At 42.1% G+C, this 22,631-nt stretch carries 22 protein-coding genes; 14 read left to right on the top strand and 8 right to left on the bottom strand.

Translation table 11 applies throughout. The features are described 5' to 3' along the window. Nucleotides 1-47 precede the first annotated feature (47 nt). Together gltS and FTV25_RS11450 are read left to right on the top strand one after the other, a co-directional pair. Nucleotides 48-1,271 (top strand): sodium/glutamate symporter, encoded by a 1,224-nt coding sequence (gene gltS, locus FTV25_RS11455; RefSeq protein ID WP_180003713.1) that lies wholly within the window; start codon nucleotides 48-50, stop codon nucleotides 1,269-1,271. A gap of 373 nt (nucleotides 1,272-1,644) precedes the next feature. Further along, the gene (locus tag FTV25_RS11450; RefSeq protein WP_180003715.1) at nucleotides 1,645-2,739 is read left to right on the top strand and encodes a hypothetical protein; all 1,095 of its coding nucleotides are present in this window, start codon (nucleotides 1,645-1,647) and stop codon (nucleotides 2,737-2,739) included. A 170-nt stretch (nucleotides 2,740-2,909) separates the two neighbouring features. Here the strand turns inward: FTV25_RS11450 and FTV25_RS11445 are convergent, their stop codons facing one another. Continuing rightward, the gene (locus tag FTV25_RS11445; protein WP_180003717.1) at nucleotides 2,910-3,779 is read right to left on the bottom strand and encodes an alpha/beta fold hydrolase; all 870 of its coding nucleotides are present in this window, start codon (nucleotides 3,777-3,779) and stop codon (nucleotides 2,910-2,912) included. 116 nt (nucleotides 3,780-3,895) lie between these two features. Between FTV25_RS11445 and FTV25_RS11440 the strand changes: the two genes are divergently transcribed. After that, nucleotides 3,896-4,354 carry a hypothetical protein gene (locus tag FTV25_RS11440; RefSeq protein ID WP_180003719.1) on the top strand — a complete coding sequence of 153 codons (459 nt, stop codon included), beginning with the start codon at nucleotides 3,896-3,898 and terminating at the stop codon, nucleotides 4,352-4,354. A gap of 110 nt (nucleotides 4,355-4,464) precedes the next feature. Here the strand turns inward: FTV25_RS11440 and FTV25_RS11435 are convergent, their stop codons facing one another. After that, the gene (locus FTV25_RS11435; protein ID WP_099338976.1) at nucleotides 4,465-4,680 is read right to left on the bottom strand and encodes a hypothetical protein; all 216 of its coding nucleotides are present in this window, start codon (nucleotides 4,678-4,680) and stop codon (nucleotides 4,465-4,467) included. 586 nt (nucleotides 4,681-5,266) lie between these two features. Next, nucleotides 5,267-6,553 (bottom strand): branched-chain amino acid transport system II carrier protein, encoded by a 1,287-nt coding sequence (gene brnQ / locus FTV25_RS11430; protein WP_180003721.1) that lies wholly within the window; start codon nucleotides 6,551-6,553, stop codon nucleotides 5,267-5,269. Between the two features lie 352 nt (nucleotides 6,554-6,905). Here brnQ and map point away from each other — a divergent pair, with 352 nt between their 5' ends. Then, entirely contained in the window at nucleotides 6,906-7,700 is a 795-nt protein-coding gene (gene map, locus FTV25_RS11425) for a type I methionyl aminopeptidase (RefSeq protein WP_180003723.1), read from the top strand. A 294-nt stretch (nucleotides 7,701-7,994) separates the two neighbouring features. Here map and FTV25_RS11420 read toward each other — a convergent pair whose 3' ends face one another. The 4 genes from FTV25_RS11420 to FTV25_RS11405 form a co-directional block, all read right to left on the bottom strand. Continuing rightward, nucleotides 7,995-8,894, bottom strand: coding sequence for a LysR substrate-binding domain-containing protein (locus tag FTV25_RS11420; RefSeq protein ID WP_166134896.1), 900 nt, complete (start codon nucleotides 8,892-8,894; stop codon nucleotides 7,995-7,997). An 87-nt stretch (nucleotides 8,895-8,981) separates the two neighbouring features. Beyond that, a complete protein-coding gene (locus FTV25_RS11415) occupies nucleotides 8,982-9,686 on the bottom strand; it encodes an NAD-dependent deacylase (RefSeq protein ID WP_180003726.1) in 705 nt (234 codons plus the stop codon). Between the two features lie 19 nt (nucleotides 9,687-9,705). Next, nucleotides 9,706-10,638 carry an alpha/beta fold hydrolase gene (locus tag FTV25_RS11410; RefSeq protein WP_180003728.1) on the bottom strand — a complete coding sequence of 311 codons (933 nt, stop codon included), beginning with the start codon at nucleotides 10,636-10,638 and terminating at the stop codon, nucleotides 9,706-9,708. A 14-nt stretch (nucleotides 10,639-10,652) separates the two neighbouring features. Then, entirely contained in the window at nucleotides 10,653-11,201 is a 549-nt protein-coding gene (locus tag FTV25_RS11405; RefSeq protein WP_125279125.1) for a PadR family transcriptional regulator, read from the bottom strand. Nucleotides 11,202-11,367: 166 nt separating this feature from the next. Here FTV25_RS11405 and FTV25_RS11400 point away from each other — a divergent pair, with 166 nt between their 5' ends. The 3 genes from FTV25_RS11400 (at nucleotide 11,368) to FTV25_RS11390 (ending at nucleotide 15,161) form a co-directional block, all read left to right on the top strand. Next, nucleotides 11,368-13,392: an NADPH-dependent 2,4-dienoyl-CoA reductase gene (locus tag FTV25_RS11400; protein WP_180003730.1), complete on the top strand. Its 2,025-nt coding sequence runs from the start codon at nucleotides 11,368-11,370 to the stop codon at nucleotides 13,390-13,392. 182 nt (nucleotides 13,393-13,574) lie between these two features. After that, a complete protein-coding gene (locus tag FTV25_RS11395) occupies nucleotides 13,575-13,985 on the top strand; it encodes a nuclear transport factor 2 family protein (RefSeq protein WP_180003732.1) in 411 nt (136 codons plus the stop codon). 69 nt (nucleotides 13,986-14,054) lie between these two features. Then, a complete protein-coding gene (locus tag FTV25_RS11390; RefSeq protein ID WP_125279128.1) occupies nucleotides 14,055-15,161 on the top strand; it encodes a YheT family hydrolase in 1,107 nt (368 codons plus the stop codon). 61 nt (nucleotides 15,162-15,222) lie between these two features. Here FTV25_RS11390 and FTV25_RS11385 read toward each other — a convergent pair whose 3' ends face one another. Further along, a complete protein-coding gene (locus FTV25_RS11385) occupies nucleotides 15,223-15,678 on the bottom strand; it encodes a hypothetical protein (RefSeq protein WP_373683629.1) in 456 nt (151 codons plus the stop codon). Between the two features lie 228 nt (nucleotides 15,679-15,906). Between FTV25_RS11385 and FTV25_RS11380 the strand changes: the two genes are divergently transcribed. The 7 genes from FTV25_RS11380 to FTV25_RS16110 all read left to right on the top strand — a co-directional run bounded on the left by FTV25_RS11380 (nucleotide 15,907) and on the right by FTV25_RS16110 (nucleotide 22,586). Then, on the top strand, nucleotides 15,907-17,547 hold the full coding sequence (locus FTV25_RS11380; protein WP_104426986.1) for a CTP synthase: 1,641 nt from the start codon (nucleotides 15,907-15,909) through the stop codon (nucleotides 17,545-17,547). Nucleotides 17,548-17,578: 31 nt separating this feature from the next. Continuing rightward, nucleotides 17,579-18,436, top strand: coding sequence for a 3-deoxy-8-phosphooctulonate synthase (kdsA, locus tag FTV25_RS11375; protein ID WP_004783756.1), 858 nt, complete (start codon nucleotides 17,579-17,581; stop codon nucleotides 18,434-18,436). A gap of 44 nt (nucleotides 18,437-18,480) precedes the next feature. Further along, the gene (gene eno, locus FTV25_RS11370) at nucleotides 18,481-19,770 is read left to right on the top strand and encodes a phosphopyruvate hydratase (protein WP_034171067.1); all 1,290 of its coding nucleotides are present in this window, start codon (nucleotides 18,481-18,483) and stop codon (nucleotides 19,768-19,770) included. 7 nt (nucleotides 19,771-19,777) lie between these two features. Continuing rightward, on the top strand, nucleotides 19,778-20,167 hold the full coding sequence (locus tag FTV25_RS11365; protein ID WP_004783752.1) for a septum formation initiator family protein: 390 nt from the start codon (nucleotides 19,778-19,780) through the stop codon (nucleotides 20,165-20,167). Beyond that, entirely contained in the window at nucleotides 20,136-20,849 is a 714-nt protein-coding gene (gene ispD / locus FTV25_RS11360; protein ID WP_159123155.1) for a 2-C-methyl-D-erythritol 4-phosphate cytidylyltransferase, read from the top strand. Before FTV25_RS11365 ends, ispD begins: the two co-directional genes overlap by 32 nt. A 100-nt stretch (nucleotides 20,850-20,949) precedes the next feature. Continuing rightward, complete coding sequence (gene rodA / locus FTV25_RS11355; protein WP_180003734.1) at nucleotides 20,950-22,089, top strand: rod shape-determining protein RodA; 1,140 nt, start codon at nucleotides 20,950-20,952, stop codon at nucleotides 22,087-22,089. A gap of 137 nt (nucleotides 22,090-22,226) precedes the next feature. Beyond that, nucleotides 22,227-22,586, top strand: coding sequence for a hypothetical protein (locus FTV25_RS16110; protein WP_227607366.1), 360 nt, complete (start codon nucleotides 22,227-22,229; stop codon nucleotides 22,584-22,586). Nucleotides 22,587-22,631 lie beyond the last annotated feature (45 nt).

The raw sequence follows: 22,631 nt of genomic DNA, 5'->3' as shown, positions 1-22,631 counted from the left end.
TACTTTTTTCCTAAAACTGTATGAAAATAAAGCCAATAGGGAATGTTATGAATTATGAAATCGATGCCTTTGGCACCTTGGTGATTGCAGTATTTTTTCTTTTTATTGGGCGGTATCTTGTTAGTAAAATTGGCTTCTTTAGAAACTATAACTTACCTGAACCTGTAATCGGCGGTCTAATCGCAGCGATTACAGCTTTTATTCTCTATAAATTCTTTAATATCAGTGCCACATTTGACTCAGAAATCCAAACTATTTTGATGCTGATGTTCTTTACCTCTGTTGGTTTAAGTGCAGACTTTACCAAGCTCAAAGAAGGCGGGAAATCACTGCTGATCTTTCTGGTCTGCGTCATTCTATTTGTAGTTGTACAAAATGCGGTAGGTATGAGCTTAGCTACAGCACTTGGACTTGATCCATTGATTGGCTTGATTGTTGGTTCTGTTACCTTAACAGGTGGACATGGTACTGCCGGTGCTTGGGGTGAGGTGCTTGAAACTCAATATGGAATACAGGGGGCAATTGTCCTCGGAATGGCAAGTGCTACTTTTGGTTTGATTATTGGTGGACTGGTAGGTGGTCCGGTTGCCAAATTCTTGATTAAACGCAATCAATTGGCGGAGACAGTGGCACAAGAAACCAATGAACAACAACTCGATTCTAGCATAAACACCGCACCCTTCGAATATCCAAAAAAAACCCGACTAATTACGGCTAGTAATGCGGTGTCAACTTTAGGGATGTTTGCACTATGTATTTTTGTCGCTAACCAGATGACAGAGATCAGTCAGGGACGATGGTTTGAACTGCCGACCTTTGTCTGGGCTTTAGGTACAGGAGTGATTGTACGTAACATCTTGGAGCATATACTGAAAGTCGATATTTTCGACCGTGCCATTGATGTATTTGGTAATGCGTCATTGTCTCTGTATTTATCTATGGCTTTATTGTCATTGCAACTCTGGTTGCTGGCCGATTTGGCAGGCCCGCTCATTACCATTTTGTTTGCGCAGACAGCGGTACTGATTTTATTTACTGCAATTGTGACCTTTAGAATTATGGGAAAAAATTACGATGCAGCGGTATTAGTCGCAGGACATTGTGGTTTTGGTATGGGAGCAACTCCAACTGCAATTGCTAATATTCAAGCGGTCACCAATAGTTATGGTCCATCGCATAAAGCCTTTTTGATCGTACCGCTGTGTGGTGCATTTTTTATTGATATTGTGAATGCTGTGGTCATTCAGAGTATCATTGCATTTTTCGGTTAAATGTTAATACGACTTTAAAATCATATAGACATGAAAAAGCCCCATGGTTAGGGGCTAGTCGTATGCACATCTAAGGCACATACTGTAAGAGGCTCATCTCATACTAAGTGTATTAGAACACAGAACTGCATGGACGGATATAAATATCGTATTTTCCTCACCAGATTTTTAACAGCTGATTTATTTATATTCGGTTTGATCTTTATTTTAAAATCAGTTTAGTAGGGGAGTTACCAAACCAAAAGATTGTCTTAATTTAAGACGAATGGTATTTCTATTAATTTAATGACGCTTATCAATGTGATAGAGTTGGCAAGTTTTTTCTAAAACAACTTAAAAATTATAAAATTAAATAAAAATTAGGTTAGTTATAATGTTCATAAAACAAAAACATCCAATATTATTGGGAGTAGCACTCTCATGTTTATTATCCGCATGTGGTGGCAGTGGAAGTTCTGATAGTTCTAATTCTTCAACCAATGAATCCAATAATAATCTCACCCAAACAACTTATGCAGAAATTTCAGGTGTTGCATTCGCTAATAAAGCGTTGGCTTCAGCAGAAGTAAATGCAATCTGCAAAGATGGCAGTGGATTTAAATCTAAGGTAAGTACAAATCAAGATGGAGCGTGGTCTGGTGAGGTCAACGCATCACAGTTTCCATGTCGTATCGAGGTGCAAGCTGACCGAAAATATTATGGCTATGCGCAAAAAGCCGGGAATGTGAATGTAAACCCATTAACAGATTTATCTATAGCTTATGGGAGCTCACAACTACCTGAAATATGGTACAAATCAGGGGTGATATCTACCGATAAATTAAATTCAGGTCAATTTGAATTATTAACTGAATTAATTAAAAAAGGTTATGGTATTGAAAACAATGTCGATATTTTTAATGGTAAGGTTGAAATAGCTGATCCAATTCATCAAGTTATACAAAATTTATTGGAAGCAATTCGAACTGGAAATACAATTAAAGATTATGATGCTTTATTGATATTGGTTAAGGATGGGAATTTATCTTTTATACCAGATAAACCTAATAGTGCTTTAGTTGATCCATTGAATATACAAGTAAATACAGGCGCTTGTGTTCCTTATGATCCAAAGGAATTCGGTCGATATGAATATTGTAATTCTAGCGTACTTCCAGATTTCGAAGAAGATCAATTGATTTCGGTATTTGGTCAAAAATGTGTATTAACGAAAGTCGGTGAAATATTAAGTATTACTGACGGTAAATTGACAATTTCCGCTCGTATTAATCAAGACAAAGATGACGCAATTTTGGTGCAATATAGTGAGGGTGCTTTATTTGCTGCAGTGAATCCAAATCCTCTAGATGCAGATGATGTGACGCATAACGTCGCCATTTCATTGCTTCCATCAGGTCAAATAAATGGTGTAACTGCAGGTAATGATCAAGGGGATGCTTTATACTGCGCATCAACACGCCCACATTAATAAATTGATTTTATAAATGTTCAGACATTAAAAAGCCTATGGTTAGCGACTAGTCATCTTGTGTATTAGAGCGCATATATGATGGAATTTATAAAGAATCTTATTAACTCAAAAAACCATCAGGTCGGGTTACAGGCCTGATGGTATCAAAATACAAAAATGAAAAAGAGTTAAATCGCTGTGATTTCCTGTTCAATCACCGGCCATAAATTCTGGTGGCTACGTTTAAACATTAGCATATGTCCAATGGCTTTATGTCCAAAAGCGGAGGGCTTGAGTTCTTTATGACTGGCATTTGCATTTGGATATAAACGGATCAAATCTTTGACATTGGCTTCAGTGGCAATTTCATCATCCGTACTCCATAGCACTGTAATCGGGCAGGTGATTTGCTCATGATGATCTTCGGTTTTTGGCACAGTCTTACCAATGGCATTAATGACATAACCCGGCTTACTACAGAACTGTGCCCATTGTTTTGCCACATCTTTCGGCAGATTTTCACCCATACCAATTTTGCTGGTTGGGCCATAACCCAGAGTAAAGCGTGATAGAGGAAAGATCACATCAAACATGACAGGAGCGAGTAGTTTGGTTCGACCTTTTAAGCCTTTGACATGACCAGTTGAACCAGAAACAGCGACGACTTTCGCTACTTTGTCATAGTTTGGCACGATACCGAGTAACTGACCGCCAGCACTATGGCCGACCAGAATCACTTTTTCTGCTTTGGTTTTATCCAGTAAAGCATCAATCGCTGCTGGAATATCTAACTGACCCCATTGCACGATGCTGGCTTTGGATTTTTTTAAAGATCCATTCAATGATTGTCCAATACCACGGAAGTCGAAACATAAGACATCATAGCCTTGCGCTTGCAGCCAGACATTAAAGCTGTGATAGAACTGAGCGGTGATTCCGGTCGCTGGACAGATCAATACCGGTAAAGATTTTCGGGCTGCTTCATTCGCTGTATAAAAACGTGCTGTCAATGGATAGCCATCCTTGCACCTAATGGTCAATGTTTCGAATTCGGACATGCGTTACACTATATTTTTGGAATCATTATCAAGAATTAATCTACACCAGTTCCGAATAGGAACGGCTTTAAAATATGACTAAAAAGTCAAAATAATGAATGTAATGGAATTTATTTATGCAGCCAATGGAACTAAGTCTGGCAGTTAAGCTGGCAATATTATTTAGTGGAATTTTCTTGTGGGTGGGGATGCTGACTGGGGTATGGAAGTATTTACAGATTCGCAGTTCAGCACAGTCACGGGCACATTATTATGTCGATATCGCACATCGTAGTAGCTTGCTGTATGCACCGGCAGCGCTGATCCTTGCAGTGCTGGCTTATTATTCTCAATTTTCAGAAACTATAAATCTACTCTGTGTGGTACTGAATCTGGCTTTTTTCAGCTTTTCTATTGGCGCTTATATCCTGCATGGTATGCTGAAAGATACCACCAACCAATTTAGAAAACCGCATCAATTAGGTAAGTTTCAATTACCCGGCATATTGATGACTTTGGCGATGATCGGATTAATTTTGGCGGAGCTGGGTGGAACAGGAGTTTTGCTTTGGGGCGCAGCGCAAGGGATTTTTTAGGTTATTTTTATTCTAAGTGGGAAGAGAGAATACTTGAATTGGACTTTTCTTTTTCTTCTACCATATGGATGAGTGGCCAGGTCATCCATATGGTTCAACACCGGTGTTGATTAGCGATATTTCTGGTCAATGACCACCCACAGGTAAAATGCAGCCGAGACGATCAGCGCATACGCTAAGTACTCTGGCTTTAAATTTCCTTGAATTACGCAATGCACGATTAAAGTCAACATAAGCGCAAAGGTGGTGCTTAAGAACACCACAAGGTTTGAATTGGCTTTAAGAGCGTCAATGAAGACTTGCTTATTGAAATGTATTGATAACATCTCCATCCCTCCTATTTTTAGTGTTATTGATGTCCAAAACTGAGTGAATTAATCAGGATTGAACATACAGTTGTACTGCGAATACTAGAACTTTTCAATAGCTCCGGATGACTGTGCTGGAGAAATACAGAAACTTTAGTCGTAGAGCTAAAAATATCAAAGTACAGCAATTTATCTCGACCATTTAAGCGCTTAAATTGGGGTTTAAGAGTGGATTAGTGAATAAAACTTAAATGGTACAAGCGGAAAAATGCAAATTGTACGCCACAATCTGTGATTTACTGGGAAGAGAGTGTAAGCACGTGTATATGGAATGCGTAAGAATAATAAATAGTGTTGGAATGTTGATATAAGTCAATGAAATTGAATAATTTTGAAAATGATTGTAGTGTTTTGGTCAAATGAATATCTGGATTATTTCATAGATGGATTTTTATCCACTTTATTTAATTAAACGCTTTCGGATGAATCAATATGCAGTGAATTGAACCAATAAATGTCCGTTTGGGTAAAACCTGACAATTATTGATCATGCTTAAATCGTGTTTTGGGTAAAAAGACGATTTATTGACACTGTCCAGAAAGATTAGTTTCTGATACGGTCAATCACAGCTGAAATCACGAGAACAATTAGGGCTGGGATAAGCCATGCCATGTTTTGTTCAGAAAGCGGTAAATTCTGTAGTACTTCAGGTAAATCAAAGCCGGCAACTTTAAGGCCATCAAATACACCGAAAATAAAGGCAACCAGTGTGGTCGGTGCAACAACTTGAGCAGGTTTTCTAAAGAAATGACCGCAGAAGCTTAGCAGGATCACTGCAATCGCAGGCGGATAAATCGCGCTCAATACAGGCACAGAAACGGCAATCAGTTTGGTCAAACCAAGATTTGAAATCACTAGCGAGAAGCCGACCAGTACAAAGACAAAGGCTTTATAAGGCAGTTTGGTAATAGACGAGAAATATTCAGCACATGCGCAGGTTAAGCCAATCGCAGTCACCATGCAGGCAACAAAGATCATGGTGGCAAGGAAATAAGCACCCATATCACCAAAAGCATGTTGTACATAGGCATGCAGAATAATCGCACCATTGGCAGCATTAGGGGCAACATCGTGACTACCTAGGCCTAGTTTAAACAGGCTGAGATAAACCAGAGTTAGACCAATCCCTGAAATAATCGCTGCATTGACTGCATATTTGGTAATCAGCTTGCGATCCGTTACACCACGAGAGGTAATTGCACGCACAATCACAATACCAAAGACCAATGCGCCTAAGGTATCCATGGTCAGATAACCATTAACGATGCCTTCAGTGACCGGGCTTGTAACATAGTTACCCACTGCAGCAGGTGGTTTGCCGGCAGGAATCAATACTGCAGCACCGCCTAAAATAATCAATGCGATAATTTTTACTGGAGACAGGAAGTATCCAACCGTATCCAGAATCTTATTTGGATAAAGGGAAACCAGAGTCACTACAGCAAAATAGATTACACTATAGATCAGCAGGTTGCTAGGTGCATTGCCAAAGTATGAAGAGAAGCCGATTTCATAAGAAACGGTTGCGGTACGTGGTGTCGCGAATAAAGGCCCAACCGTCAGATAACACACGACAGTCAGTAAAAGACTGGCAGCTTTACCTAAAGGAGAACTTAAGATCTGAATTGAACCTTCAACACGTGACAATGCCACGATGGTGATGACAGGTAGGCCAACTGCCGTAATCAAGAAACCTAGGGCAGCTAACCATACATGCTCACCGGCTTGTTGAGCCACAATCGGTGGAAAGATAATGTTGCCTGCACCAATAAACAGTGCAAAGGTCATAAAACCTAAGGCCACAATATCTCTTGTACGGAGACTTGTCATAGAGGGAGAACAAATAAATAAAAGAAAGCGATTTTAGTGTATATATGATGATTTTTGGAGTTTAATTTAATGCCGAAAGCCTTGATTTTACTGATCTTGATGATCGGATAATATGAACTTTAAAAGCTTGGTAGAAATATATCTTTGATATTCAGTTGAAAAAATTATAATTTATTTTTAAATAAATAAATCATTTAGGCTCCATTTCATCATTTTAAGCTTATTGTTTGTATAAATAAGCAGCATTGAGATTCTCTAGAGCAAGTTTTAAGAATTGTCATGCAGAGCGAACAAATGCGCATCTTGGCTGAAAAAGGACTATAATTTCCCGATTCACCTTGAGGATAGATCCATGCGAGCTCCAGCGATTACTCTGAAAACCGAACAAGATATCGAAAAATTACGTATATCTGGGCGTTTGGCTGCACAGGTTTTGGAAATGATCGGGGAGCATGTCAAGCCGGGTGTCACAACTGAATATCTGGATGACATCTGTCATGATTTTATCGTCAATACACTAAAAGTGACGCCAGCTAATATTGGCTATTATGGTTATACCAAAACCACCTGTATTTCACCGAATGAAGTGGTTTGTCATGGTATTCCATCTCCGAATACGGTCTTGCAAGATGGCGATATTATTAATATTGACGTTGCGATCATTAAAGACGGTTATTTTGGCGATACCAGTCGAATGTATTATGTCGGTACACCAACTCCTGAAGCCAAACGTCTGGTCGAAACCACTTATGAAGCTATGGTTGCCGGGATTCATGCCGTTAAACCGGGCGCAACCCTAGGCGATATTGGTTATGCAATCCAGTCTGTTGCACAGCGTGAAGGCTACACCATTGTGCGTGAATATTGTGGTCATGGGATTGGTAAAATTTATCACGAACAGCCAAACATTCTGCATTACGGACAACCAGGTCAGGGCATCAAACTGGTACCCGGTATGGTCTTTACCATTGAACCTATGGTCAACATGGGTAAAGCGCGTGTTAAAGAGTTGAAGGACGGCTGGACAGTCGTGACTGCAGATAAATCCTGGTCGGCTCAATGGGAACACATGGTAGTCGTGACTGAAACAGGTTTTGAACTGTTATCGCCGTGGCCAGAAGGCACTGGCGAATATCCGGAAATTTAAATTATTTTTCATGTTATGCATTGAAATACAGTAGCTTACATAAATTACAGCATACGTGTTATTAATGACAAAAGCCTACAAAATACTACATGAAGAAGTGGTTTAACCAGCCAAATTCTCTTAATCTATTTATAGTTAGTTGATATTTGCTTTGTTAGATGTCTGATTGCTGTGTATTAGATTTGGCTTGGCGGTAGTAGTTTCCTTTCGTTCACTTCATGCTGTAGTGAATCGTTTTTATTAGCTCATTTTTCCCCAAGAATGAGCTATTTTTTTTGCCGGAAATATGTCTATTTATACAAGATGCAGATGCTCAACCAGATAATCAATAAATACTCTTACAGCTGGTAACAGACCACGACGGGAAGGATAAACCAGATGGAAAATTCCATGTGCCGTTTTCCAGTCTGAAAGTACCCGAACCAGTTCGCCCCGTTCTATATATTGCTGCACGACATTATCGGGCAATAAGGTAATACCACAGCCTGAAGCTGCCAGTTGTGCCAGCATATTCAGGTCTGATCCCATTACGGTCGGGTTGATCCGGATTTTCTTCTGTTGCTGCTGCTCATTCTGCAATATCAGGAACTGTTCAGTATGTTCCTCAGCCATGCTTAAAATTTTATGTTCAGAGAGCTGTTCAGGTGTTTTAAGATCGCCAAATTCATTTAAATAGCCCTGACTGGCAAACAGATGCTGTTCAATTTTTTCAAACTGACGAATTACCAGATTCGGATCATCATCCAGGCTGGTCCGTACCCGTAAGGCCAGATCAAAACCTTCATTAATAATGTCCACACGTCGATTGGTGATCATCATCTGGACTTTAATTTCAGGATATTTTTTCAGGAAATCCGGCAGGATTTTTGCCATTTCATTCTGGGCAATGGAGACGGGCAGGCTGATTTTAATGGTACCACGCGGTTCAGTACTGAGATGATCCACCAGATCATGGGCGGCCTGTGCTGCACTGAGCATCACTTGTGCATGTCGATAGATATTCATGCCAATATCAGTGACTGCAAAATGGCGAGAACTACGCTGAATCAGGCGGACACCAAGGCGTTCTTCCAGATTATAAACACGGCGGCTGAGCTTGGATTTGGGAATATCGGTGGCACGTTCGGCTGCACTAAAGCCGCCATGTTCAACGACCTGTGCAAAACAGTAAAAATCATCCAGATCAGTCAGCATCGTTTAATTCCATTCCTGCAACAATAGGCTGATTAAAAAATGATTGTTGCATACTGTCAACTATAGAATACGAATTTTGAATGATGACTAGATCTCGAACTCAAGTAATTTAAGCAAGGTCTTCATGCCTTCTGTGGCCGTCTGGGAAATCTTGTGGAACTGGGCGGGTAAATGCTGTTGATCTGCTTTGGGATCAATATAATAAGCTGTGCAGTGAGCTGTAATCTCATGGATTAAGCCAGCAACAGGATATACTTGCAGACTAGTTCCAATAACCACGAAAATGTCAGCATCCTGTACACAATCTTGTGCTTCTTCATAAGCAGGTACGGCTTCGCCAAACCAGACCACATGTGGACGTAATGGATAGCCCTCCTTACAGAAGTGTTTAGTTAAATCTAATTCAGACCCTTCAATCGGATAAAACTCGGTGGTGTACTGGCAATTCGGGCCTGAGGTTTTGGCTAGGCGGATATTGCCATGCAGATGAATGACCTTGGAGCTTCCAGCACGTTCATGCAGATCATCAATATTTTGAGTAATCACATGGACATCAAAATCATCTTCAAGTTCGGCAATGAGTTGATGAGCTGCATTTGGCTGCGCTTCCAGAATGTTTTTACGTCGGGCATTATAAAAGCGTTGCACCAGTTCCGGATTTTTAGCCCAAGCTTCGGGTGTCGCCACTTCTTCTATACGATACTGTTCCCAAAGCCCATCACTATCACGGAAGGTGTTGATCCCACTTTCCGCACTCATGCCAGCACCTGAAAACACCACCAGTTTTTTCATGATTTCTTCTCCTGAATCTTTAGGCCGCTGAAGAACTGTATTGAGAATTTTCTTTTAGAAAGGTATCGAGCTCCCTGGCAAATTTGAGTGGTTCGGTCAGTAAGGGGGTATGGCCAGATTTCGTGAAAAATACCTGTTTAGCCTGAGGCAGGCTTTGAGCAATCAGGCGCTGACCTTCAACAGGATAGAGTTTGGACTGCACACCGCTAAAGAAAGTCACCGGACAAGTAAGCTTCGCCAGAGCTTCACGATAATCTTCCTGATGATATAAATAATTATTGATGTACCACGTCATATAATCCACCCGGCTAGAAGGCAGGAGCAGGCTTTGCAGACGAGGTTGATTCATGATGAACTTAAATACTTTCAAACTGGCTGGACGATCATTTTGTAGCTGGATAAAGCGCAGCCATAATGCTGCAATCTGCTGACGTACTGAATTATCCAGATCCCGAATGAGTTCAATATGCTGATGTTCTGCAAGTAATGTTGAAAGCTGCTGCAAAATTTCAATAAATTCCTGATGGCGTGGACCAAAAAGTCCAAATGCCCAGGCATCATCGACCGGAATCTTCGGTGTTTGATCAATATGCAAATAAGCTGCTATGTGTTTGGAAAAATCTCCATAGCACAAGCCATGCATGGTAGTGGTTGCACCCATAGAGTAAGCAATTACAATGAATTGATCTAAATTGAGCTGCTGGATCACCGACTGAACATCAAGCCAGTGACTGGAAATCGCATCCAGGTCTTGCGGGATTTTGCAGTGACTAGACGCCCCAAAACCGCGCCATTCAGGAATAATAAAGCGGAAGTTTTTCTGATGTGGATAGAGAAAAGCTGCCCATTGCCAGCTCAACATGCCCAGACCGGATAGGACCAGTACCGGTTGACCCTGACCGTATTCACGTACAAATAACTGTTCGCCATCTGCCATGGTATAGAAGGGCATGCATATCTCCGTATTTATAATTTTTCTACATCGAATTGTTTAAGTCTGGGAATAACCTGTTCCAGCCAGGCAATCCAGCCCAGTTCCTGATCAATACCCAGTTGCAGAATCATTTTATGAATATACAGGGTTCGGTCATTTTCGTCAGCTTGAGCAAAGTCTTTGGCGAAAATATGCTGATAGGTTTTAAGCTTTTCTTTATGTATTTCTAGATGGCGTTCCAGTTCAGGTAAGGTGTTGTTGCCGCCAAGCTGGGCTTCTGCACGCAGACGAACCATCAATTCTTCACGAAGCTGTGCAGGAGAACTATGCTCCAGCATCCAGTTAGCCAGTTCTTCCCGGCCGAGTCGTTCTACCTGATAGGTTTTTTTACGGCTATGAGAATCTTCCTCTTCTATGGTCGAAATCCAGCCTTTTTGCAGCATGGCATTCAATTCACGATAGATCTGCTGATGGGTGGCATTCCAGAAGAAACCCATGGAGCGGTCAAAACGGCGTGCTAGCTCAATGCCGGTACTCGGTTTCTCAATCAGGCTGGTGAGTAAAACATGTGATAAAGACATAAACGTCTCAAAAAAGTGACTCGGGATTATTATGCAACATGTTGCATAAAAATCAATTCTGCACTATAAATTAGTGCAACAAGTTGCATAAGGCTGATGCTTGATGGAAATAAATCAGTCAGCCTGAATAAAAATAGCCAGCACATCTGCACGCTAGGGAGTTGAAATGTCTAAATATCCGAATTTACTTGCCCCACTGGATCTGGGTTTTACCACGCTTAAAAACCGTGTCTTGATGGGCTCTATGCATGTGGGCTTAGAAGAAGCACCAGGTGGTTATAATCGGATGGCTGCCTTTTATGCAGAACGCGCCAAGGGTGGCGTAGCATTAATTGTGACAGGTGGTATCTCACCGAATGATCATGGCGTCACTTTTCAGGGCGGTTCCAAGCTCGACACGATTGAAGAAGCTGAAAAGCATAAAATCATTACTCAAGCCGTGCATGAGGCTGGCGGGAAAATTGCCATGCAGATCCTGCATACCGGCCGTTACTCTTATCAGGCGGAAAATGTCGCGCCGTCTCCAATTCAGGCACCGATTAATCCAGTCAAACCGCATGCTTTAAGCTCTGCTGAAGTGCAGCAAACCATTGATGACTTTGCCAACTGTGCCAGACTGGCTCAATACGCCGGTTATGACGGTGTCGAAATCATGGGTTCAGAAGGTTACCTGATCAATGAGTTCATCGCAGCGCGTACCAATCATCGTGATGATGAATGGGGTGGTAGTTATGAAAACCGTATCCGTTTCCCGATTGAAATTGTACGCCGTACCCGTGAAATGGTCGGTGAGAATTTTATTATTATCTATCGTCTTTCCATGCTGGATCTGGTTGAAGGCGGTTCAACTCTAGAAGAAGTAATCCAACTGGCCAAAGCCATTGAGAAAGCGGGCGCGACGATTATTAATACCGGTATTGGCTGGCATGAAGCGCGTATTCCGACCATTGCTACCAAAGTGCCACGTGCGGCCTTTACTTGGGTTACGCGCAAGCTAAAAGGTCAGGTGAGTATTCCTCTTATTACCTCTAACCGTATTAATACGCCGGAAATGGCAGAATATGTCCTGGCTACAGGCGATGCCGATATGGTGTCAATGGCACGTCCAATGCTGGCAGACTCTGAGTTTGTCTTAAAAGCAGAACAGGGCCGTAGTGATGAAATTAATACCTGTATCGGTTGTAATCAGGCCTGTCTGGATCATATTTTCTCGATGAAAATTGCTACCTGTCTGGTGAATCCACGCGCGTGTTATGAAACTGAACTGATTTTTAAAGAAACCAATGTAGCCAAAAATATTGCAGTGATTGGTGCAGGACCAGCAGGTTTAAGCTTTGCTATCTATGCAGCAGGTCGTGGTCATCATGTAACAGTATTTGAAGCTTCAGCGCAGATTGGTGGGCAATTTAATATCGCGAAGACCATTCCAGGTAAGGAAGAGTTTTATGAAACCTTGCGTTATTTCAAACGTCAGATTGAATTGCAACCCCGTATTCAATTGAAATTAAATTTCACCGCGACCTTTGATCAGCTGATTTCAGCCGAATTTGATGACATTGTGGTTGCCACTGGGGTGACACCGCGTCAGCTCGATATTCCTGGAATTGATCATCCTAAAGTGTTGTCTTATCTGCAGGTGCTAAGAGAGCGTAAACCAGTCGGCCAGCGTGTGGCGATTATTGGTGCAGGGGGTATTGGCTTTGATACAGCCGAGCTGCTTAGTCATGGGACCGAAAGTGGTAGTGTCAATCCGGAAAAATTCTATGATGAATGGGGAATCGATACTAACTATGAAAATGTCGGTGGACTTAAGACAGCCAATGTAGAACAACCTGAACGTGAAATTTATTTATTGCAGCGTAAAGCAGCTTCTGTCGGTTCAAGTCTGGGTAAAACCACAGGCTGGATTCACCGTGCTGGCTTAAAGCATCGTAATGTCAAAATGATTGCTGGTGCAAGCTATGAAAAAATTGATGATCAAGGTCTGCATGTGATGGTAAATGATCAACCTGCAGTGTTAGACGTAGATAATGTCATTATCTGTGCTGGTCAGGAATCTTATACTGCCATGTTTGATGAACTGAAAGCTGCCGGTAAAAACGTGCATCTCATTGGTGGTGCGAAAGAAGCAGGTGAGCTGGATGCTAAACGTGCAATCCGTCAGGGTGCTGAATTGGCTGCGGTGATTTAATTGATAAAACTTAAAAGATGACAGTTTTTGCTTTCATGCGAAATTGTCATGAAAGAAAGTTGATTGTTCCCTCTCCTTTGTTAAAGGAGAGGGTTAGGGAGAGGATTCTATTCTAAAACACCAGAATCCCCCTAAATCCCCCTATTTGCAAAGGGGGACTTTACAACAAAAAGGAAATAATAATGACACTACAAATAACCCAAACTGCAATCACGCGTTGGCATGAAATGTTAGAAACACGTGATATGTCCATATTGAATGAACTCCTCGCAGATAATGTCGTATTCCGCTCGCCCGTGGCTTTTCATCCTTATCCCGGGAAACAGGTTGTATTTTTTATCTTGACCAATGTGATTCAGGTCTTTGAAAACTTTACTTATCACCGCGAATTTCTTAGTGAAGATGGTAACAATGTTGTACTTGAGTTCTCAGCCAATGTCGGCGATAAAAAACTTAAGGGAATCGACATGATTCAGTTCAATGATGAAGGTCAGATCATTGATTTTGAAGTAATGATCCGACCAAAATCTGGACTTGAAGCCTTAGCTATAGAAATGGGCCAGCGGATTCAGGCTTATCAGGCTAATACTTAATTTCCTGAAATTGATTCAAGTCGGCATGAAGTTTGTACATCACTGATAGAAAACTAGAGGGGAATACAGATGAAAATGTGGCTTAAAAAAATGAGTCAACTTTCAAGTGAATATCTGGACCGCTTTAGCGGAGCAGATCTTCCAACACTTTATTATAATCCGAATGGTTTATTTTCTGGTGTGATTGAACGTTTACCACTTTTAAAACAGAAATATCGTCCAACACCGTGGTTATCGAATGCGCATGCGCACATTTTATATCTGGACTTGATAAAAAAACGCACGATTAAGCTGCAATATGATGTGCTTGAGCAGCTGAATATGTCCGATGGCGGCATTACTGGCATTGCCTGGTATGGTTTAGATTTACCGCCAAGTACACCTACTATTGTGCTATTACATACCATTACCGGTTCTCCAGAATCCATGCGGGAGCTGGTACGTGATCTGCATAAATATACAGGCTGGCGTGTTGCCCTGTGTTTGCGCCGTGGTCATGCTGACCTGCCAATGCCTGTGCCAAAAATGAACCTGTTTGGCTCCACTCAGGACTTGCGTGAACAGCTGCTCTATATTCAGGACAAGTTTCCTCAATCCGATCTCTATGGTGTGGGTTCCTCTGCGGGTACAGGATTATTAGTACGTTACTTAGGTGAAGAGGGCGAACAGACCCCGCTCAAAGCAGCATTTGCCTTATGCCCAGGCTATAATACCGAAACCGGTTTTGCCTATGTGCATCCGTTTTATAGCAAAGTGATGGCTAAAAAACTGATTAAACGTTTTATCCATCCTTATCAGGAAACCTGGCAGATTTATCCTTCATGGAAGCAATTGCTTGAGGTGAAAGACTTGTCTGAATTTGAACAGCGCTACTATGAGCTGGCAGGCTTTTCAGATTATGAAAGCTATACCAAGGCCACCAACCCGATTTATGTCTTTGAAAATGTCAAAATTCCATTGATGATTTTGAACTCGGAAGATGACCCGGTTTGTCATATCCAGAATCTCGAACCGTATAAGGATGCCATTCGAGCTATGCCGAATATTGTGGTCGTCACCACTAAAAAAGGTAGCCACTGTGGCTTTTATCAGGGCTTAATGCAGACAGAATCATGGGCCACTCGTCTGATGGCGGATTATTTACTGCAACTTTCCGATACTCCAACGGCAGCTTGAAAGAGATTTTTAAACCATAAAAAACCCAGCATAAGCTGGGTTTTTTTGATGAAGGATTATATTAGTTTTCAAGTGCTGGCATAGCAGCAGCAATTGCATCTGCAACTGCATCATCTTCAGACTTATTTGCAGAAGATGAGTTGTTTTTAGGAGCGGCTGGTGTTGCTGCAGGTTTTGCAGGCTGCTCAGTGCTTGAATTTGTTTCAGCTGCAGGCGCAGGCTCTGATTGAGCAGGTTCCGGTTTTTTAACTTCACGGCGAATTTCAGTCGTAGTATTCGCAGTTTGTTCGCGCTGGATTTCAACAGCCGGTGCTGCTGGTGCTTCTTCAACCGGTTCAACTGGTGTTGATTCTAATGGTTCAACAGGCTCAAGTTGTACAGGTTCCGGAGCAACCACTTCAGATGCTGGAGTAACTTCGGTTTGTTCTTCTTCTTTTGGAGCTTCTTTTTTTACACAACCAGTCAGTGTAAGGCCAGTCAGGATCAGGGTACAGATTAAAAGTTTCTTCATCATCATTGCATCAAACAGAATAGTGTAGGGTGTGAATGTTCCTATTATAGCAGCAAAATGCAATATATAAATCATATGAACTTACTGTAATTTTTTTCAGGAATTGCTGTTAGAATAGTCAATTGTTTATTGTTCTTTGATTTGATGCGGATTGACTTTGCTTTATTGGTACAAGGTAAAGTAAAATTGCGCAACATTGCAGGCCGATTTAGGCTCGATTGTACGAGAAACCCAATGACCCATTTTATTTTCGTGACTGGTGGTGTTGTTTCATCACTAGGTAAAGGTATTTCAGCTGCTTCTGTTGCTGCACTTTTAGAAGCCCGTGGTTTAAAAGTGACCATGGTAAAAATGGATCCATACATTAATGTCGATCCAGGGACTATGAGCCCATTCCAGCACGGTGAAGTTTTTGTTACAGAAGACGGTGCTGAAACAGACTTAGACTTGGGTTACTACGAACGTTTCTTGCGTCGTGCGAAAATGACCAAACTGAATAACTTTACATCAGGCCGTGTTTACCAGGATGTTCTGAATAAAGAACGCCGTGGTGACTACCTGGGTGGTACTGTACAAGTTATTCCACACATTACTGACAACATCAAAGAACGTGTACTTCGCGCTGGCGAAGGTTATGACGTTGCGATCGTTGAGATCGGCGGTACTGTAGGTGACATTGAATCTCTCCCATTCATGGAATCTGTACGTCAGTTAATGGTTGAACTTGGTCATAAACGTACGATGCTGATGCACTTAACGTTACTCCCATACATTAAGTCTGCAGCAGAATTAAAAACTAAACCAACTCAACACTCAGTAAAAGAACTTCTGTCTATTGGTATTCAACCAGACATTTTGATCTGCCGTACTGAACATGATGTTGATGCAGATACGACGCGTAAAATTGCCTTGTTCACTAACGTAGAAGCGCGTGCAGTAGTCGTGTGTAAAGATGCACGTACGATCTACCAGATTCCACGTACTTTCTATGAACAGAACGTTGATGATCTCATCTGTGAACGTTTCGGCTATGACAATCTTCCAGAAGCAGACCTGTCTGACTGGGATAATGTGGTAGAAGCTTTACTGAACCCTGAATACACTGTACGTGTTGCGATGGTGGGTAAATATGTCGAACTTCCAGATGCCTACAAGTCTGTGAATGAAGCACTTTTACATGCCGGTATTCAAAACCGCGTGAAAGTTCAGATCGACTATGTCAATGCTGAAGAGCTTGAAAGCCAAGATGTCAATGAAGTATTGAAAGATGCGGATGCGATTCTGGTACCAGGCGGTTTTGGTGAACGTGGTACTGAAGGCAAAATGAAAGCAATTCGTTTTGCACGTGAAAACGGTGTGCCATTCCTGGGCATCTGTTTAGGTATGCAGCTTGCAGTGATCGAATATGCACGTAATGTGGCGGGTATCACTGATGCGACTTCAACAGAATTCAACCGTTCAACCAAATCTCCATTGATTGGTTTGATCACTGAATGGTTAGATGAGCGCGGTGAAGTTCAACAGCGTTCAGTAGATTCTGATCTTGGCGGTACCATGCGTCTAGGTGCACAGAAGTCTGAACTGGTACCGGGTACCAAGACTGCTGAAGTGTATGGTTCGGATGAAATTATCGAACGTCACCGTCACCGTTACGAGATGAACAACCGTTATATCCCAGTGCTGGAAGAAAAAGGCATGAAGATTTCTGGTTATTCTCCGGTACAACACCTGGTAGAAACTGTTGAAATTCCTGCACATCCTTGGTTTATTGCAGTACAATTCCACCCGGAATTTACCAGCTCGCCACGTGATGGACATCCATTATTTGCCGGTTTCATTGATGCTGCGAAAAAACAGTACCAAAAAACTAAATAATGCGAGTTTAAGACACAACTAGGAAGTTTAAATGTCACAATTAAAACCACAAGAAATTGTACGTTTAGGCGATATACAAATGGCAAACCACTTGCCATTTGTACTATTCGGCGGCATGAACGTACTTGAGTCGAAAGACTTAGCTTTTGAAATTGCAGAGACTTATGTTGATATCTGCAAACGTTTAGATATTCCATATGTCTTTAAAGCAAGTTTTGATAAAGCCAACCGTTCAAGCCTGAACTCATTCCGTGGGCCTGGCCTGGAAAAAGGAATCGAGTGGTTAGCCGACATTAAAAAACATTTTAATGTGCCAATTATCACTGATGTACATGAGCCGTATCAGGCTGCTCCTGTGGCAGAAGTTGCTGACATTATCCAGCTACCTGCATTCTTAAGTCGTCAGACTGACCTGGTTGAAGCGATGGCAAAAACTGATGCCATTATCAACATCAAGAAAGCCCAGTTCCTTGCTCCGCACGAAATGCGCCACATTTTGCATAAGTGTCTGGAAGCAGGGAATGACAAGCTGATTCTTTGTGAGCGTGGTTCTGCTTTTGGTTACAACAATCTGGTTGTAGACATGCTGGGCTTCGACATCATGAAAGAAATGAACGTGCCAGTATTCTTTGATGTAACACATGCATTACAAACTCCAGGCGGTCGTGCTGACTCTGCTGGTGGTCGTCGTGCGCAGATTACTACACTGGCGCGTGCCGGTATGGCAACAGGTCTTGCAGGTTTGTTCCTGGAAGCTCATCCAAATCCGGATGTGGCAAAATGTGATGGTCCTTGTGCCTTGCGTTTATCTCAACTAGAACCATTCCTGGCTCAATTAAAAGAGCTGGATACTCTAGTGAAAGGATTTGAAAAATTAGATACCCATTGATGCAGTTTTAAGCATCCTGTTATTAATCAACTGAGGAATTGTTCATGAGCCAAATCGTTGACATTCGTGCACGTGAAATTTTGGACTCTCGTGGTAACCCAACCATCGAAGCAGACGTTATCCTGGCATCTGGCGTAGTTGGCCGTGCATGTGCACCATCTGGTGCTTCAACTGGTTCTCGTGAAGCTTTAGAACTTCGTGATGGCGATAAAGCACGTTACCTAGGTAAAGGTGTTAAAACTGCGGTTAACAACGTAAACACTCTGATTCGTGATGCGTTAGTGGGTAAATCAGTATTCGAACAAAAAGACATCGACAATACGATGATCGCTTTAGACGGTACTGAAAACAAAGAAAAATTAGGTGCAAACGCAACTTTGGCGGTATCTCTTGCTGCTGCGCGTGCTGCTGCTGAAGAAAAGAAAACGCCGCTTTACCAATACATCGCAGATCTCCGTGGTCAAAAGATTTTGACTATGCCTGTTCCAATGATGAACATTCTGAACGGTGGTGCTCACGCAGACAACACTGTTGATATTCAGGAATTCATGATTGAGCCTGTAGGTTTCACTTCATTCTCTGAAGCGTTACGTGCCGGTGCTGAAATCTTCCATTCTTTAAAATCAGTTTTGAAGAAACAAGGTTTGAACACTGCTGTTGGTGATGAAGGTGGTTTTGCGCCAAACCTTCGTTCTAACGAAGAAGCTATTACTGTGATCCTGTCTGCAATCGAGCAAACTGGTTACAAAGCTGGTTCTGACATCATGCTTGCACTTGACTGCGCATCTTCAGAATTCTACAAAGACGGTCAATACATCCTGGCTGGCGAAGGCAACAAATCGTTCACAAGCAACCAGTTTGCTGACTACCTTGCAGGTCTGGTAAATCAATACCCTATCATCTCGATTGAAGATGGTCTGGACGAATCTGACTGGGAAGGCTGGTCTTACCTGACTTCTATCCTTGGCGATAAAATCCAGTTGGTGGGTGATGACCTGTTCGTTACGAATCCTAAGATTCTTCAACGCGGTATCAACGAGAAAGTAGGTAACTCAATCCTGATCAAGTACAACCAGATCGGTACATTGACTGAAACTTTAGATGCAATCTACCTTGCGAAAGCAAATGGCTACTCTACTGTAATCTCTCACCGTTCAGGCGAAACTGAAGATTCTACTATTGCAGATCTTGCAGTAGGTACAGCAGCAGGTCAAATCAAGACTGGTTCACTTTGCCGTTCTGACCGTGTAGCGAAATATAACCAATTACTTCGTATCGAAGAATTGACTCAAGCTGCATATCGCGGTAAAGCTGAGTTCAAAGGTTTGAACTAAGCGACTTATGTCAATGTTAAATGTATTCGACTCCTTGATGAGTAAAGTACTGTTGGGCCTTGCGATCGTTTTGATCGCAGGGTTTCAATATTTATACTGGTTCGGTGAGGGTGGTTATAATGACCATCAGGCATTGACCCAGAAAATTCAGCAACAAGTAGAATTGAATGAAGAACTGAAAGAACGTAATCGCGTTCTGGCCGCAGAAGTTTATGATTTGAAGAATGGTATTGAAGCCATCGAAGAGCATGCCCGTCTCGATCTAGGTTTGATCAAGCCGCATGAAACCTTTGTGCAAATGAGCACTATTAGTACTCAATATAAACCGATTTATCTTAATCCGAATAAAGTAGACCTGAGAACCAATGAATCAGCTGATGTTCCAACAACACCATAAATTGTGGGTCATTTTACCAGCTGCAGGTTCCGGTAGCCGATTTTCCAAAACCGAACTTAAACAATACCAGATGATTCAGGAACGGACCGTTCTTGAACACACGGTTTCCCGTCTGAATCAATTGCCATTAGCAGGTTATGTCCTTGCGATTGGTGCACAGGATGATGTTGCCAAGACTCTGCCACTTTCTCATCTGGATAAAGCACATTTTTGCTTGGGCGGTGCAGAGCGCGTCAACTCTGTACTAAATGCCTTGGAATATTTATCTGAGATTGCTTCAGAAGAGGATTGGGTTTTGGTGCATGATGCAGCCCGTCCTTGTGTGAGTCAAAGCTCCCTGATTGATCTGGTCAATACAGCAATTCAAACTGATCAGGCTGCGATTCTGGCCATTCCGGTACGGGATACCTTAAAACGTGTCGTAAAGGATCATGGTATTGAAATGACAGTAGATCGTTCGACATTATGGCAGGCGCAAACACCACAAATGGCGAAACTTGGAACTTTGAAGCGTGCGATTCAGCAGGCACTCGCAGATGGTGCTACCATTACCGATGAAGCCAGTGCACTGGAACATATAGATGAACCCGTCCAAGTAGTACAGGGGCGTTCCGATAATATTAAAATTACCTATCCAGATGATCTGGAACTGGCGAAGTTGATTCTGGCTGTCCAGCGCTAAATATATTGCAATAAAAATGGAATAAATCGGTCAATGGCGATTTATTCCGGAGCACTTTAACTTATAATTTTGCCATCATGAATTTTCTACCCGTGGGCCAATGATCCCTTCACAGCAGTATCGTTTTTTGCGGCAGTCCGCACGCGATGGACGTAGTATTAATCCCCAGAATGCCTCCCGATGGACCAAGTTGCACCTTGATCCATGGCTGCTTTGTTTCCTGATTTTAAATGCGATCTTGGGTCTGATGGTGGTTTACAGTGCCACCTCTGAAGATTCGGGGATGGTGATTCGCCAGGCGATCAGTTTTGGTGTGGGCTTTGTGGTGATGTTTATCTGTGCACAGGTGCCACCGAAGGTTTATCAAGCTGCCAGTCCATATTTTTATATGTTCGGTATCTTTATGCTGCTGCTGGTCTTTGTGATTGGTGAAAAGCGTCTTGGGGCAACCCGCTGGATTACGTTGCCGGGTGTGGGGAGTATGCAGCCGAGTGAGGTAATGAAGTTTGCCATGCCACTGATGATGGCTTGGTACTTTGCTCGTAAACCTTTCCCGCCGAAGTTTCTGGATATTGTCGGTGCTTTGGTGATTTTAGGCGTGCCATTTGTATTGGTAGCACTGCAACCTGATTTAAATATTGGTCTGGTGATTCCCGGGATTTTTGTACTATTCCTCAGTGGCATGTCATGGCGTTTAATTGCTGGAGCCTTTGTTGCTTTAGCTATTGCAGTGCCGCTGCTGTGGATGTTCTTGTTGCAGGAATATCAAAAGAAACGGATTCTAACTTTATTCGATCCAGAATCAGATGCCTTGGGCGCAGGCTGGAACATTATCCAGTCCAAAATTGCCATCGGTTCAGGCGGAATTATGGGAAAAGGTTACTCACAAGGTACGCAGTCTCATCTAGGTTATCTGCCTGAACATCATACCGACTTTATTATGTCGACTTATGCAGAAGAATTTGGCTTTATCGGGGTGTTTCTGCTATTCAGCCTGTTTACGGCCATTATTATTCGCTGTTTGATTATTGGCATGAATAGCTTTCATAACTTTGGCCGTTTGTATGCCGGTGCGATCGGACTAACTTTTTTCTTCTTTGTATTTTTAAACTCAGGCATGGTCAGTGGGATTTTACCTGTGACGGGTGACCCTTTGCCATTGATGAGTTATGGTGGTACAGCCGTAATTTCCATGTTGGCAGGGATGGGTATTGTGATGTCAATTCATACTCATCGGTAGAAAATTCAATGAAGTAAGTTTTCAAAGCCGGACCAGTTCTGGCTTTTTTATTGCTCGTATTTATTAAAAGTAGCTTTATGCTATAAATATTCAATAACTTAGATAAATCGTATGTAATTTTTATTGTTGAGGGGAAAATGCATAAATTAATTATAGCCATTGGAATTTTGGGCTTATCTGTTTCAGCTTGGGCCAAACCACTGAGTCAGGCTGAATTTAAGGCGCAAACCAAACAAAAATATGATGAGTTAGAGCTAAAACTTGCCGTGTTGAACTCATCGGTAGACCGACGTGAGCATCCTGCACTTATGATTGCTAAAGCCTGTGAATATGCAACCGGTTTAAAGCAGTTAAAGTATCTATCAGAACAGAATCTGCATCTTGCGACAGCGCAGGATGAATTCCGGTTTGTGAGTACACTGGATAATCAGTTTACTCAATCCCTTCAGGATTTGGGAACTACCTATGAAACAGGCTGTGTTTCACAAAAGAAATAAAGAACAAAAAGCCCTCAAATGAGGGCTTTGTTTTTGGCTGTTTAA

The organism is Acinetobacter sp. YH12249 (assembly GCF_013417475.1).
In the GTDB taxonomy this organism is placed as follows: Bacteria; Pseudomonadota; Gammaproteobacteria; order Pseudomonadales; family Moraxellaceae; genus Acinetobacter.
This window is presented reverse-complemented; position numbering and strand designations above follow the sequence as displayed.

Excerpts from the sequence above, each read along its gene's own strand:
- gltS (WP_180003713.1), top strand. The coding sequence starts at position 48 with ATGAATTATGAAATCGATGCCTTTGGCACCTTGGTGATTGCAGTATTT.
- FTV25_RS11450 (WP_180003715.1), top strand. The coding sequence starts at position 1,645 with ATGTTCATAAAACAAAAACATCCAATATTATTGGGAGTAGCACTCTCA.
- FTV25_RS11445 (WP_180003717.1), bottom strand. The coding sequence starts at position 3,779 with ATGTCCGAATTCGAAACATTGACCATTAGGTGCAAGGATGGCTATCCA.
- FTV25_RS11440 (WP_180003719.1), top strand. The coding sequence starts at position 3,896 with ATGCAGCCAATGGAACTAAGTCTGGCAGTTAAGCTGGCAATATTATTT.
- FTV25_RS11435 (WP_099338976.1), bottom strand. The coding sequence starts at position 4,680 with ATGTTATCAATACATTTCAATAAGCAAGTCTTCATTGACGCTCTTAAA.
- brnQ (WP_180003721.1), bottom strand. The coding sequence starts at position 6,553 with ATGACAAGTCTCCGTACAAGAGATATTGTGGCCTTAGGTTTTATGACC.
- map (WP_180003723.1), top strand. The coding sequence starts at position 6,906 with ATGCGAGCTCCAGCGATTACTCTGAAAACCGAACAAGATATCGAAAAA.
- FTV25_RS11420 (WP_166134896.1), bottom strand. The coding sequence starts at position 8,894 with ATGCTGACTGATCTGGATGATTTTTACTGTTTTGCACAGGTCGTTGAA.
- FTV25_RS11415 (WP_180003726.1), bottom strand. The coding sequence starts at position 9,686 with ATGAAAAAACTGGTGGTGTTTTCAGGTGCTGGCATGAGTGCGGAAAGT.
- FTV25_RS11410 (WP_180003728.1), bottom strand. The coding sequence starts at position 10,638 with ATGCCCTTCTATACCATGGCAGATGGCGAACAGTTATTTGTACGTGAA.
- FTV25_RS11405 (WP_125279125.1), bottom strand. The coding sequence starts at position 11,201 with ATGTCTTTATCACATGTTTTACTCACCAGCCTGATTGAGAAACCGAGT.
- FTV25_RS11400 (WP_180003730.1), top strand. The coding sequence starts at position 11,368 with ATGTCTAAATATCCGAATTTACTTGCCCCACTGGATCTGGGTTTTACC.
- FTV25_RS11395 (WP_180003732.1), top strand. The coding sequence starts at position 13,575 with ATGACACTACAAATAACCCAAACTGCAATCACGCGTTGGCATGAAATG.
- FTV25_RS11390 (WP_125279128.1), top strand. The coding sequence starts at position 14,055 with ATGAAAATGTGGCTTAAAAAAATGAGTCAACTTTCAAGTGAATATCTG.
- FTV25_RS11385 (WP_373683629.1), bottom strand. The coding sequence starts at position 15,678 with ATGATGATGAAGAAACTTTTAATCTGTACCCTGATCCTGACTGGCCTT.
- FTV25_RS11380 (WP_104426986.1), top strand. The coding sequence starts at position 15,907 with ATGACCCATTTTATTTTCGTGACTGGTGGTGTTGTTTCATCACTAGGT.
- kdsA (WP_004783756.1), top strand. The coding sequence starts at position 17,579 with ATGTCACAATTAAAACCACAAGAAATTGTACGTTTAGGCGATATACAA.
- eno (WP_034171067.1), top strand. The coding sequence starts at position 18,481 with ATGAGCCAAATCGTTGACATTCGTGCACGTGAAATTTTGGACTCTCGT.
- FTV25_RS11365 (WP_004783752.1), top strand. The coding sequence starts at position 19,778 with ATGTCAATGTTAAATGTATTCGACTCCTTGATGAGTAAAGTACTGTTG.
- ispD (WP_159123155.1), top strand. The coding sequence starts at position 20,136 with ATGAATCAGCTGATGTTCCAACAACACCATAAATTGTGGGTCATTTTA.
- rodA (WP_180003734.1), top strand. The coding sequence starts at position 20,950 with ATGATCCCTTCACAGCAGTATCGTTTTTTGCGGCAGTCCGCACGCGAT.
- FTV25_RS16110 (WP_227607366.1), top strand. The coding sequence starts at position 22,227 with ATGCATAAATTAATTATAGCCATTGGAATTTTGGGCTTATCTGTTTCA.